The 12,850-nt window shown below is 48.6% G+C and carries 10 protein-coding genes; 7 read left to right on the plus strand and 3 right to left on the minus strand.

The features are described 5' to 3' along the window. Window positions 1-28 precede the first annotated feature (28 nt). Complete coding sequence (locus MHM94_RS09345) at window positions 29-2,905, plus strand: M16 family metallopeptidase (protein WP_235419804.1); 2,877 nt, start codon at window positions 29-31, stop codon at window positions 2,903-2,905. A gap of 105 nt (window positions 2,906-3,010) precedes the next feature. Next, the gene (locus MHM94_RS09350) at window positions 3,011-4,480 is read left to right on the plus strand and encodes an alkaline phosphatase D family protein (RefSeq protein WP_235419805.1); all 1,470 of its coding nucleotides are present in this window, start codon (window positions 3,011-3,013) and stop codon (window positions 4,478-4,480) included. 36 nt (window positions 4,481-4,516) lie between these two features. Here the strand turns inward: MHM94_RS09350 and srmB are convergent, their stop codons facing one another. Then, window positions 4,517-5,752 (minus strand): ATP-dependent RNA helicase SrmB, encoded by a 1,236-nt coding sequence (srmB, locus tag MHM94_RS09355; protein ID WP_045980670.1) that lies wholly within the window; start codon window positions 5,750-5,752, stop codon window positions 4,517-4,519. Window positions 5,753-5,820: 68 nt separating this feature from the next. On the opposite strand from srmB, the gene MHM94_RS09360 reads away from it, so the two are divergent. Together MHM94_RS09360 and MHM94_RS09365 are read left to right on the plus strand one after the other, a co-directional pair. After that, window positions 5,821-6,516 carry a methyltransferase gene (locus tag MHM94_RS09360; protein WP_235419806.1) on the plus strand — a complete coding sequence of 232 codons (696 nt, stop codon included), beginning with the start codon at window positions 5,821-5,823 and terminating at the stop codon, window positions 6,514-6,516. 118 nt (window positions 6,517-6,634) lie between these two features. Continuing rightward, complete coding sequence (locus MHM94_RS09365; protein ID WP_235419807.1) at window positions 6,635-8,629, plus strand: alpha-amylase family protein; 1,995 nt, start codon at window positions 6,635-6,637, stop codon at window positions 8,627-8,629. A gap of 91 nt (window positions 8,630-8,720) precedes the next feature. Here the strand turns inward: MHM94_RS09365 and MHM94_RS09370 are convergent, their stop codons facing one another. After that, a complete protein-coding gene (locus MHM94_RS09370) occupies window positions 8,721-9,392 on the minus strand; it encodes a cation transporter (protein ID WP_235419808.1) in 672 nt (223 codons plus the stop codon). A 164-nt stretch (window positions 9,393-9,556) separates the two neighbouring features. Here MHM94_RS09370 and MHM94_RS09375 point away from each other — a divergent pair, with 164 nt between their 5' ends. After that, on the plus strand, window positions 9,557-10,435 hold the full coding sequence (locus MHM94_RS09375) for a LysR family transcriptional regulator (RefSeq protein ID WP_138508949.1): 879 nt from the start codon (window positions 9,557-9,559) through the stop codon (window positions 10,433-10,435). 25 nt (window positions 10,436-10,460) lie between these two features. Here MHM94_RS09375 and fldB read toward each other — a convergent pair whose 3' ends face one another. Continuing rightward, on the minus strand, window positions 10,461-10,979 hold the full coding sequence (gene fldB, locus MHM94_RS09380; protein WP_045980667.1) for a flavodoxin FldB: 519 nt from the start codon (window positions 10,977-10,979) through the stop codon (window positions 10,461-10,463). Window positions 10,980-11,096: 117 nt separating this feature from the next. Here fldB and xerD point away from each other — a divergent pair, with 117 nt between their 5' ends. Both xerD and dsbC read left to right on the plus strand, forming a co-directional pair. Then, entirely contained in the window at window positions 11,097-11,999 is a 903-nt protein-coding gene (gene xerD, locus MHM94_RS09385) for a site-specific tyrosine recombinase XerD (protein ID WP_022943332.1), read from the plus strand. Window positions 12,000-12,086: 87 nt separating this feature from the next. Then, window positions 12,087-12,836: a bifunctional protein-disulfide isomerase/oxidoreductase DsbC gene (dsbC, locus tag MHM94_RS09390; RefSeq protein WP_235419809.1), complete on the plus strand. Its 750-nt coding sequence runs from the start codon at window positions 12,087-12,089 to the stop codon at window positions 12,834-12,836. Window positions 12,837-12,850 lie beyond the last annotated feature (14 nt).

Genomic DNA, 12,850 nt, shown 5'->3' on the forward strand with positions numbered 1-12,850 from the left:
AAAAAACAACAAAATATCAAGGTTGAAGATGAAACTTTCTCTATTAGCGACAGGTGTCGCCTTCGCGCTCACTCTTGGCGGTTGCCAAAGCACGCAAACGACGACCAGCACTCCAACGGCTGCTGAGGCCGCGGCACAGTCACAAGCGGTGTTCTCCCAAGACTATGTACTTGAAGAGCTTGATAATGGCCTGCGAGTCATGGTGGTGAAAACAGACTACCCCGATGTCGTATCATTACAAATCCCGGTGTCCGTAGGCTCACGTAATGAGGTGGAACCAGGAAAAACCGGCTTTGCACACTTCTTTGAACACATGATGTTCAAAGGCTCTGAGAAATTTCCTGCACACGTATATGCAGATATCTTGAAAAACTCCGGGGTCGATAATCGCGCCTACACCACGAATGATTACACCAATTATCACCTTAACTTCTCCAAAGAGCACCTCGATAAGGTGCTAGAAATTGAAGCGGATATCTTCCAAAACTTGAGTTACAGTGAAGAGCAATTCCGTACCGAAGCGCTGACCGTCAAAGGCGAATACTTAAAGAATAATGCCAGTCCTATCCGTAAGTTATTAGCGGCAGTGCGTAATGAGGCCTTTGATAAGCATACCTATAAACACACCACCATGGGCTTTTTTGCCGACATTGAAGCCATGCCGGACCAAAGTGAATATGGGCAAACCTTTTTCGAGCGCTTTTATAAGCCGGAATATGTTTCTTTGGTAATCGTCGGTGATGTTGACCCGCAAGCGACCATTGCGATGGTGAAAAAGCACTGGGGCAATTGGCAGCAAGGGGATTATCAAGCCGATATTCCTGTTGAACCGCAACAACAGGCGCCTCGTTATGTGCATGAGCAATACGAAGGGCTACCCGGACACTGGTTATTAGTATCATACAAAGGTGCAGCGTGGCAGCCGCAGAAAAAAGACCGCGCGGCGCTTGATTTACTCTCTCAACTATACTTTTCTGAGAACTCAGATTTGTATCAAGAGCTGGTTGTTGATAAACAAATTGCTAGCCAAATGTTCACCTACAACCCGGAAACCAAAGATCCAGGCTTGATGCATGTGTTTGTGAAGGTGGATGATGAGCAGCACCTCACCACCGTGCGCGATGCTATCAACCGCACTTATGCTAAGGCACGTACAGAGTTGGTCGATGAAAGCCGACTACAAGCCTTGAAATCGCACCAAAAATATAGCTTTATTAATAGCTTAGATTCATCACAAAGCATCGCCTCAACCCTTGCGCGGTACATGCATTTCGAGCGTGACCCTGAGGTGATCAACAGCTTGTATGCCACTGCCGATAACATTAGTACCGAAGATATTCGCACTATGGCGAATAAGTACTTTGTCGATAATAACCGCACCACGGTGACGATGTCGGCTAGTGAGTCGGTCGCAGGCTTTGCCAACGAGGTGCGCCTTGATGCTTTAGTCGCTGAGCATCAAAGTAAACCTACCGAGCGCCATTTCACCGTGCTCGATAACACGAATAGTTCGCCGCTGGTGGATGTTAACTGGTTATTCTACACCGGCGCGGCTGCCGACCCAGAGGGCAAAAAAGGTCTGGCGGCACTGACTGCGGCAATGATTGCCAAAGGCGGCAGTGAGTCACAAAGCTATAAAGATATTCAAAAGGCTTTATATCCCATGGCAGGGAGCTTTAGCTATCAAATTGACAAGGAAATGATGTCGTTTCGTGGCCGTATTCACAAAGACAATGCTGATAAATGGTATGCCTTGGTGAGCGAGCAATTGCTAAACCCTGGGTTTCGCGAAGACGATTTCCAGCGGCTGCAAAAGGAGCTTGTCGATAGCATTAAATCGGGCTTAAAAGCGTCTAATGATGAGGAGCTGGGCAAGGAGGTACTGTATAGCAAGCTGTATCAAGGCCACCCCTATGAAAGTTATAATTACGGCGACTTATCTGATCTGGAGAATATTACCTTAGCGGATGTGCGGGCCTTTTATCAGCAACAGCTGACCCAAAGTAAACTGCACTTGGGTATTACTGGAGCCATGCCAGAAGAGCTGAAAATGCAGCTGTTAACGGACCTACAGGGCTTACCAAAAGGTGAACAACGCCGCCTTAATGTGCCTGATGCTCCAGCGCTTGATGGGCGTTACGCGACTATTGTCGAAAAGTCGGCAAAATCAACGGCAGTGTCGTTTGGCTTCCCTATTGATACCACGCGATCGCATAAAGACTGGACAGCATTATGGTTAGTGCGTTCATACTTAGGTGAGCACCGTAACTCGAACGCCCAGTTATTCCAGCGTATTCGTCAGGTTCGGGGGATGAACTATGGCGACTATGCCTACATCGAGTACTTCCCTCGAGGTATGTTCCAAACTAAACCGGATGCCAACCTAGGGCGTTCTGAGCAAATCTTCCAGGTATGGTTAAGGCCGCTGCGCTCAAATAACGATGCTCACTTTGCTACTCGCACCGCTTTATTCGAGCTCGATAAACTCATTGCCAATGGCATGAGTGAAGCGGACTTTGAAGCAACGCGAAACTTCTTAAGTAACTATGTGCCGCAACTGGTAGCCAGCCAAGACCGACAGCTAGGCTATGCCCTAGATAGTCGTTTTTACGACACCGATAACTTTGTCGACTATGTGCGTGAGCAGCTCAGTAGCCTAAGCGTCGAAGATGTAAATCGGGTGATCAGTGAGAATCTACAAAGCGACAATATGCACTATGTGTTTGTTACTGGAGATGGCGCCGATATGCAGCAACGATTGGCCTCGGAGCAGGAATCACCGCTGCAGTACAACACTGAGAAACCGCAATCGCTGCTTGACGAAGACAAGCAAATTCAAAGCTACCCTTTGCGTATTCCCGCTGAGAATATAGAGGTGTTGGCGGTCGATAGCGTCTTTGAATAAGCATTAATCTGCACGAAAAGCCGCTGTTGATGAGCGGCTTTTTTATTGCTGTGTTTCTGCTATGGTTATGAGCGACAACTCATTTGTATGCCATGGAGGGAGAAAATGTCAGCCAAGCTATTATTGGGGCCTATTCTTGGCCTTGAATCAGATACCCTATACACCTTTGTCTTTGTGACCGATAACAATGTGCAGCAATGTCATGTTGCGGTGGAGGGGCATAACCTAGAGGCGGTTGAAATCGGTTCCCTCAGTGCGGGGAAGGTATGGAAAGCCCGTATCGAACTTGAAACCACAGGTTACCTGGATTACCGCATTACTATCCACGGCGAGGACGCCGCAGACCAACAAGGCCAACAGCTGTGGACATTTTACGTGCCTGAGCAGGGAGAAAAGCCGCGCCTAGCCTATGCCTCATGTAATGGTTTTTCCGATTATAAGATGATGAATGCCACAGAAAAACCTTACTATTTATGGCGTGAAATGCATGCACAACACCAGCAGGCGCCATTTTCACTGCTGTTAATGGGAGGCGATCAGGTTTACGCTGACTCCATATGGTCTCAAGTCCCCACATTACAGCGTTGGAATGAACTTGATAAAGAGCAGAAAATAACGCGCCAAGTTAGCAAAGAGATGCGCAATCAAGTGACGCGATTTTATAGCCAACTGTATTTGGCTCGCTGGAATAAAGCGCCAATGGCGGCGATGCTGGCTTCAGTGCCATCGTTAATGATGTGGGATGATCACGATATTTTCGATGGCTGGGGGAGTTACCCTGATGATTTGCAGAGTTGCCCCGTGTATCAGTGTATCTATGAGGCGGCGCGTGAGGTGTTCACTTTGTTGCAATTACGCGGCAGCGATAACCACGGTTTACTTGCCGGTGAACAAGGTTGTGACTTTTCATTTGCGCTGAGATTTCGCGATTACCATATTTTGGCCCTGGATAACCGCTCTGAGCGCAGTTTGAGCCAAGTGATGTCGGATACTTGTTGGGCCCATGTCACCGATTACCTCGATAGCCAATGCCAACAAGGAGATTTGTTGGTGATGACCGCTGTGCCTGTGGTCTATCGTGATTTTTCTTTCGCTGAGCGTGCGGTCGATGCCACCCCTTGGCAAGAAGAGCTGACTGATGATTTAAAAGATCATTGGCGGGCAAAAGAGCATGAAGGGGAGCGCGCTCGTTTAATTATGCGACTCATTGATAATGCCAAGCAACGTCAAGGCAAAACCGTGTTGCTGTCGGGGGATGTGCATGTGGGGGCTCTGGGAGTGATCAGGGCGCCACAATCTCAAGGCGTGGTGAAAATTCACCAAGTGGTGTCCTCGGGGATTGTGCACCCGGCGCCGACCTTTATGCAGTGGCTCGGGATTTGTGCGATCACCAATGACGATTTGGAATACATTGATGAAGGGGAGCAAATTACGGCTTCCATGCTGCGCCCATTTGGCTCAGCAAAGTACATTCGCGCTCGTAATTTTGTGTCCATGTGCCAAGGTGATGACGGCAAACTATGGGTCAACTGGCTCATTGAAGGCAAAGATAAGCCGAGTTATCCCATTAACTAGAGAGTAAAAAGGCCTCTTTAGGTAGGCCTTTTTTAACTACTTTTTGGCTTTGATTTTAGCCTTGGCTTTTTTGCGCTTAGCTTTGATCTTGGCCGGATCTTTTTTCTTTTTCGGTGGCAACTTAGGCTCTTTATGTTGTGGCTCTAAGCCCTTTATTTTGCGCCGTTTCAGTACTTGATCGGTATAACGCTCTATTTTGCCAACCATGGCCACATCATGGGCCTCAACTAAGGAAATTGCGGTGCCTTTTTTACCTGCACGGGCCGTGCGGCCAATGCGGTGCACGTATACATCGGCCGTGCGTGGCATATCAAAGTTGATGACATGGCTGATATCGCTGACATCAATGCCGCGTGCGGCGACATCTGTGGCCACCAAAATATTAGTGCGACCACTGTGAAAGCTAGCCATGGCTGCCATGCGTTTATCCTGTGGCATCTCGCCACGTAGCCATGTGGTTTTTATATCATTAGTATAAAGCTCGCCCACTAACTTTTCTAAACGCTCGCGGGTTTTTACAAACACCACGGCCTTTTCCACATCACTTTGTTTCAATAGATGGGTCAGTAGTGCCAACTTGTGCTCGTAATCATCGGCCAAGTGAACCCATTGTAAGATCTTGCCGCGCTCGCGACGCGAGGGCGAAGCTTCAAGTTTAGCGGGCTCATTAAGGATTCGCTCGGAGAACTTTTCTACTGCTTCGCCTTCCAAGGTGGCCGAAAATAGCAGACATTGGCGTCGGTTTTTGGCTTCCTCACAGATGCGCAGCATTTCTTTGCGAAAGCCCATATCTAGCATGCGATCGGCTTCATCGAGGATCAACATTTCCACATCCTCGGCGTGGAAGTTTTCGGTATCCAAATACTCCATTAATCGTCCAGGAGTGGCAATCAGCACATCATTGTTCTTTTCAAAGATTTCTTTATGACTGCCGTAGTTGATGCCGCCGGTCACCACGCCAATTTTTAGGTGCGTGTGGGCTGCGAGCTTTTCACACTGCTCATGGACTTGGTAAGCAAGTTCGCGCGTTGGTGCCATGATCAGCACGCGAGCGAAACCTGGGTTACGACGCGGGTGGTCGAGTAAGTATTGAATTGCAGGGATCAAGAACGCTGCCGTTTTCCCTGTGCCCGTTGGTGCACCCGCAAGTACGTCGCGACCATCAAGGGCCTCTGGGATGGCGAGCTGTTGGATGCTGGTGGCTTTGCTAAAGCCCATGGCATCAATGGCTTTTAAAAGCGCGGCATCAAGATCAAAATCGGCAAATTGCATAAAGGAGTCAAAATGAAGGACAATTGCGTTAATTATACGTGGCACATACACAAACACAAAGGGCAAAAGTGGCAGGATTTAACTTTAAACGCTTCTCCATCGCACAAGACAACGTCGCCATGAAGGTCTCAACCGATGGCATCTTGCTCGGTGCATGGGCCGATGTCAGCCAGGCGCGGCGTATATTGGATGTGGGCACGGGCACAGGGCTACTGGCGTTAATGGCTAAGCAGCGGACGCCCGACGCGTGGGTGCTCGGCATTGATATTGAACCGGATGCTTGCACTCAAGCGCAGCTTAATGTCGCTGTGAGCCCTTGGCCTGAGGTGGCTATAAGCCGCTGTGATGCTAATACCTTCACGCCCGAGCAAGCGGTTGATTTAGTGATCAGTAATCCACCGTATTTCGATAATGCCCTTAAAGCCGGAAGCGACAAACGCACGTTGGCGCGTCATACCGATAGTTTACCTTTTAGTGAACTACTGGGTGTGTGGCAGCGAGCCAGCCACAGCCAGACTGAATTGGCGGTGATTCTGCCACTATCTGGCGCCGAGCAATTAAATCAATTGGTGCTGCAACAAGGGGGGTATTTACGCCGTTGTTGTCGAGTGAAAACCACCGCCACTAAAGCCGTAACGCGCTGTTTAATGCAGTGGAGCTGGCAGCCAAGTGATTGTCACTATAGCGAGCTGGTGATCCATCAAGGCGATGATTACAGCGCCGAGTATCGCGCATTGTGCAAGGATTTTTACCTGCGTTTTTGATTTTTCAGCGCCTTTGTCTCGGTAATGAATACGTATTCAATTGCCACAGTGATGCGCTCAGTCTAGTGTTAAATTTTTGTAAATTAAGCGCAGGCTAATAACGAAAATGAGACACACTATGACAACTAAAACCCTCCTCGCTGCGAGCCTCTCGTTAGGTCTTGCAATCCCGACGACAAGTCATGCCGCCCCGACCACCTTTGTTCACTTGTTTGAATGGAGTTGGTCGGACATCGCTCAAGAATGTGAGCAGTTCTTAGGCCCCAAAGGCTACGCTGCCGTGCAGGTGTCACCGCCCAATGAGCATATCCAAGGCAGCCAATGGTGGACTCGCTACCAACCGGTCAGTTATGAGCTCTCCAGTCGCGGTGGCAATCGCAGCGAGTTCATTGATATGGTCCAGCGTTGTGGCGAGGCCGGCGTGGATATCTATGTTGATACCCTGATTAATCACATGGCGGCGGGCAGTGGTGTTGGCACGGCAGGACACAGCTATGGGGATAAATATTTCCCAGATTACAGCCCACAAGACTTCCATACTAGCTGCGCTATCAATCCTGAAGATTATGGCAATGACCGTTGGCGCGTGCAGCATTGTGAATTGGTGGGCCTCGCGGACCTAGACACCGATGCCGAGTATGTGCAAAACACCTTAGCCAATTACATTAACTCACTGCAAAGCCTAGGGGTGAAAGGGTTTCGTTTTGATGCTGCGAAACATGTTGCAGCAGATGATATTGCCAGCTTGATGAGCAAGGTGGTAGGCAACCCGGTGGTATTCCAAGAGGTGATTGATCAAGGCGGTGAAGCTGTCAGCGCTTCGGAATATCTGGCCACAGGCTTGGTCACCGAATTTAAATACAGCACCGAGCTTGGCAACACCTTTCGCAATGGCAAACTCGCCTGGTTGAGTAATTTTGGTGAAGGGTGGGGGTTTATGCCGAGCTCCTCAGCAGTGGTGTTCGTCGATAATCACGACAACCAGCGTGGTCACGGTGGGGGCGGTAATGTAATCACCTATGCCGATGGCCGTTTATATGATTTAGCGAACGTATTTATGCTTGCCTATCCCTATGGTTACCCTAAGGTGATGTCGAGTTATGACTATCACGGCGATACCGATGCTGGCGGGCCCAGTGTGCCGGTGCATAATAACGGCGAGTTAGAATGCTTTGGCAGCAACTGGCAGTGCGAACACCGGTGGTCTTATATCGCCGGTGGCGTGGATTTTCGCAATAACACCACCGAGCACTGGCAAGTGACGCAGTGGTGGGATAATGGCAATAACCAAATAGCCTTTGGCCGGGCGGATGCCGGGCATGTGGCCATTAATAAGGAAGAGTTCGCGTTGCAGGCGACGATCGCCACTGACATGGCTCCAGGACGCTATTGCAATGTACTTAAAGGTACGCTGAGTGAAGATGGCAGTCGCTGTAGCGCTGAGGTCATTACCGTACAATCCGATGGCACTATTAACCTTGATGTGGCCCCTTGGGATGCGATGGCTATTCATCATCAAGCCAAATTACCTGCCGTCGATGACGGTGACTGGCAGCGTACGGTGATCTTTATCAAGGCAGCCACCGCAAGCGGCGAGGATCTATTTCTACGCGGCGGCATTGACCACCACTATGCCAACACCACACAAGGGCGCGATTGCCAAACTAGTAACTACCAATGTGCCATGCCTATTCGTCACAACAACCTACGGAATACCACCACAGCGCCGTGGAAAATCAATGATAACTACCTTGATTGGTATGGTACTGAGGCGGGGCAAAGCAGTGATGCTCCCGGCAGTGCGACCGACTGGACCACCGACCTTTGGCCCAGCGACTGGGGCACTGAACGCACCGTGATTGTTGATGGTTATGGAGTGACAGCGCTTAATACGTGGGGGCCGCATTATTGGATGCTGGATGTTGAGATGGATTGCAGCCGCGCGGTAAATGGCTGGTTTGAAATTAAAGCCTTTGTGCGCAATGGCCAAGGCTGGGAGGGAGATATTAACCAGCCGAATAGCCCTTATGCGAGCGCAAATCATTTTGCACAATGTGGCAAAATAAACACCTTTGAATTCAATAGCGATACCGCACTCATACAAAGTTTTTAGCCTTTATTACCCAAGTCAGGAGCGGATAAATCACCCTGACTTGGGTTAGTGGTAATGCTTTGTTCCTGTTGTATTTAAATCTAACCTCACCTTAAATTTGCGTGCGGCAATAGCTACGCTGCACTGGGCAGGTTTGTAATTGCTTAAGCGCTGCTAGCATCATTTTTACAGGCACAACAATAAAGTAGACGGAGGCAACAATCACCATAATGGGGTCGGCGTAGGCCGCATACACACTTAAATCGAAATAAGTGAGCAGGGCTGCGATGAAAAATCCGGCGATAACCGCAGCGCTGATCACCGCATCCATAAACCATTGCTTGGTTTCAGCTATTACCAAAGCAGATGCACTAGCTTGGGCTTTAATCACTGTGTAAGCACCTATACAAGCAAGCAGGTTGATGACACCAAATAGCAGTGCGGCCGAAGTATTGATAGTGCGACCACCATCCATCATAGCCAGCAGGGCAGAGATAAAAGACACACTGCACATCAGTGCGATAACAAACCCCTTAAAAGCAATAACAATGGAGGGTAAGCGCTGACTTAATAAGGCACGTCGCTGAGAGCTTAGCGAATTTAGATAGGCGGCGGTAAGCAGTGAGATAGCCGTTAATAACACACTGACAAGGGAGTAAGCACCGTCAAATAAAATCACCAAGGAGTCTAACCATAGACCCAAAATGAGGCCTAATAAGGCTAGTAAAAGCGCGCTTATGCAAGAAAACAGCAATAGCTTCTGAGTATTTAAAGGAGACATCATAAACCACCTCACAATGGGAATGTGTTCAATAGCAATTAACAACTTGCTGCCAGTGTAATGTCATAGAACTCACTTCCAAAGCCGCTGAGCGACGATATTTACGTCGCTGAAAAGGCATAAACTTGCTATGGTAAATAAAACCAGCAAGATATCTGCGGCACGGTATGAAAGTCAGTCAAATTGAAATATTTCTCGCTATTAGCGAATCGGGCTCGATTGCAGAGGCGGCGCGACGAATTGGCAAAAGCCGCACGACGTTAAGCTCGGCACTCACCGCCCTTGAGGATGAACTTGGCGTTGAGCTGCTCACTCGCACCGGTAATCAAGTCTCGTTAACGAATATTGGTGAAGTGATTAAAAATGACTGTGAACGCTTGGCGATGATCGCCAACGACATCACCGGTCGCTGTCATCAGCACTTGCAAGGCGTTGAAGCCTCGCTGCGCATTGCCCGTGACGATGCTCTCCCTGAGGCTTATTGGCGACAACTGATTCATGAAATGAGCAGACAATTTCCTAGTATTAGCGTTTCTGTGTATATGGCGCCGCCGCCGGAGCTCAACGATATGGTGGAGCAAGGGGTCGTCGATATTGCTTATTGTTTGTTACCCCAAAGCCAGCAACTAACAAGTAGCCATCAAGTCAAGCTAGGTGAGATTCGTATGATGACCGTGGCCAGCAAAGCCCACCCGCTCACGACACTCAGCCAAGTAGTTAAAGCCGACCTGTCCAGGTATACCGAATTTGCGTTAGCAACTATTGATGAAACGGGGCTGCATGCGGTTACTCCAGTCTCAGGAAATTACATCGCGTTGCCTTTTTATGAGCACCTGCGCAATGCCGTGCTTGATGGCACCGGCTTTGCCAGTGTGCCCTCGGTTTTAATTAATCCCTATTTACGCGACGGCAGTGTTAAAGTTTTGAAGTACGATCAAGCGATGACATCGCAGGCCTATGGCATGATTCAAACCCGCTATAGCCAGCTTGGTCGGCTAAGCCAGTGGCTAGCGCAACAAATTGCTGCCTACCTGAGTGAATCTTAGCGGCAGGTTGAGAAAGCAAATAAGGTTATAACGCGCTGTACTCATTCATGATTTGCTCTATCCAAGTAGCAATGCGTTCATCACTTTTATCGTACTGGCTGTCCTCATCTAGCGCTAGGCCAACGAAGTGAGATTGATCCTCTGTTAATGCTTTAGACGCTTCGAACTCATAGTCATCGCCATTGGGCCATTGGCCAATAAAGTGCACACCTTGTGGCTTAATTTCGTCGTGGAGCATACCCAGTGCATCTTGGAACCACTGGCCATAACCTTGCTGATCGCCCATTCCGAAAAGTGCGATCACTTTGCCACTCAAATTGACGCCACTGATATCATCCCAGTGCGACTCCCAATCCTCTTGGATTTCACCAAAGTCCCATGTTGATATCCCGAAGATTAGAAATTCGTAATCTTCAGCTTTTTTCAAAGGCTCATCTTGGATGTTGTATAAGTCCACCACCTCAGCACCAATGATGTCGCGGATTTTTTCCGCTGCTATTTCGGTGTAGCAGGTAGTCGAGCCATAAAATAAACCAATCTTCATAATCGCCGTACAACTGAGTGAGTAATGGCCGCAGTTTAACGTATCGGCTCGCGACTATCTATGGCGTGCTTTATGATATGATGGCAAATAGGTAAATACACACTAAGCGCCTTACTTGTGAACAAGCAACCAATACACAGCGATAATATCGAGCATATAGAAATGTTCTTAGATGCGTTATATCTGGAGCAGGGTAGTAGTGAGAATACGCTGTCTGCTTATCGCACGGATCTTGTTAAGTTCAGCGAGTTTATAGCGCCGCAAGCGCTGTTGGCAATTGATAGCACCGACGTAGAACACTACTTAGCCTATCGTGTAGACAAAGGCCTTAGTCCGCGTAGTACGGCACGGAGTATCAGTGCACTAAAGCGCTTTTATCAATACCAGGTGCAAGAAAAGCGTTTGCCCAGCTCCCCTATGGAAACCATATCTCGGCCTAAACCAAGCCAGTCATTGCCTAAAACGCTAAGCGAAACAGACGTTGAAGCTCTCCTAGCAGCACCAGATTGTGATGAGGCGATGGGCCTTAGAGACCGCGCAATGTTAGAGCTTCTTTATGCTACAGGCCTGCGTGTCAGCGAGCTGATAGGCTTACGCATGGAGCATGTTAATCAGCGTCAGGCGGTGGTGTTTGTAAAAGGTAAGGGGAACAAAGAACGTCTAGTGCCTATGGGGGAGGAGGCACTGTTGTGGCTAGAGCGCTATTTAAAGTACGCGCGCCCATCATTGGTTAAGCTCGCTACTGACTTTGTATTTGTCTCTAAGCGGGGTATTGGCATGACGCGGCAAACCTTTTGGCATCGCATTAAACACTATGCTATGTTGGCGAACATTAAATCAGATTTGTCCCCGCATACCCTACGTCATGCATTTGCAACACATTTGTTGAATCATGGAGCTGACTTACGGGTTGTACAAATGATGTTAGGGCACAGTGACTTGTCGACCACACAAATTTATACTCATGTGGCGAATGAAAGGTTAAAATCGGTCCATGCTGAACATCACCCCCGTGCCTAGGCAACAGGTTAAATTGCTCAGGTGCTGGAATTTATTTGTATAAGCGCGGTCTAGTTTATTGTGCAAGAAGCAGTTAGAGATTTTATTATGAAAAAATTAGTTGTTGCGCTGGCGTTTGCTGGTGCCAGTACCGGAGCGTTTGCTCAAGGCGTTAGTGTAGAGCCGCAAGACACCATGCAGCAGCAGGTGAGTGTGATCCAAAGCAAGCTGGCAGAGCTTGGGGTGAATGTAAAGCAAGTGCATCCAAGTCCGGTGCAAGGTTTACAGGAAGTGATCACCGATAAGGGCGTGTTTTATGCCAGTGCTGACGGCCGTTATCTTGTGCAAGGTACGATGATTGACCTTGTTAACCGTGAAAACTTAACAGAACGTGCACTGAGTCATGTGCGCCTTGAAGGTGTCGCACAATACCAGAACTCAATGATCACCTATAAAGCAGATAACGAAAAAGGCAAGATCACCGTCTTTACCGATATCACTTGTGGCTACTGCCGTAAGTTACACCGTGAGCTGGATGACTACCTAGATGCTGGCATTACCGTGCAGTATCTGGCATTTCCGCGTGGCGGACTGCGTGGCTCTGGGTACACCGACCTGATGAATGTGTGGTGTGCTGATAACAAGCAAGAGGCACTGACGGAAGCAAAAGCAGGTGAAAAACCAGAAAAAATTGAAAACTGTAACGCACCGGTGGCAGAGCACTACCAATTAGGGCAAAGCTTTGGTATCAGCGGTACTCCAGCCATTATTTTATCTGATGGCAGCATGATCCCAGGTTATCAGCCTGCGGCTGCAATTAGCTCAGCGATTGATGAGTTAAATAATAACAAATCTTAATGTAGAATGGGCCG

This window comes from Pseudoalteromonas sp. CNAT2-18.1 (assembly GCF_022347865.1).
Lineage (GTDB): Bacteria > Pseudomonadota > Gammaproteobacteria > Enterobacterales > Alteromonadaceae > Pseudoalteromonas > Pseudoalteromonas ruthenica.

Bases quoted from the DNA above. Each gene is read 5' to 3' on its own strand.
- MHM94_RS09345 (WP_235419804.1), top strand. From the start codon at position 29: ATGAAACTTTCTCTATTAGCGACAGGTGTCGCCTTCGCGCTCACTCTT.
- MHM94_RS09350 (WP_235419805.1), top strand. From the start codon at position 3,011: ATGTCAGCCAAGCTATTATTGGGGCCTATTCTTGGCCTTGAATCAGAT.
- srmB (WP_045980670.1), bottom strand. From the start codon at position 5,752: ATGCAATTTGCCGATTTTGATCTTGATGCCGCGCTTTTAAAAGCCATT.
- MHM94_RS09365 (WP_235419807.1), top strand. From the start codon at position 6,635: ATGACAACTAAAACCCTCCTCGCTGCGAGCCTCTCGTTAGGTCTTGCA.
- MHM94_RS09370 (WP_235419808.1), bottom strand. From the start codon at position 9,392: ATGATGTCTCCTTTAAATACTCAGAAGCTATTGCTGTTTTCTTGCATA.
- MHM94_RS09375 (WP_138508949.1), top strand. From the start codon at position 9,557: ATGAAAGTCAGTCAAATTGAAATATTTCTCGCTATTAGCGAATCGGGC.
- fldB (WP_045980667.1), bottom strand. From the start codon at position 10,979: ATGAAGATTGGTTTATTTTATGGCTCGACTACCTGCTACACCGAAATA.
- dsbC (WP_235419809.1), top strand. From the start codon at position 12,087: ATGAAAAAATTAGTTGTTGCGCTGGCGTTTGCTGGTGCCAGTACCGGA.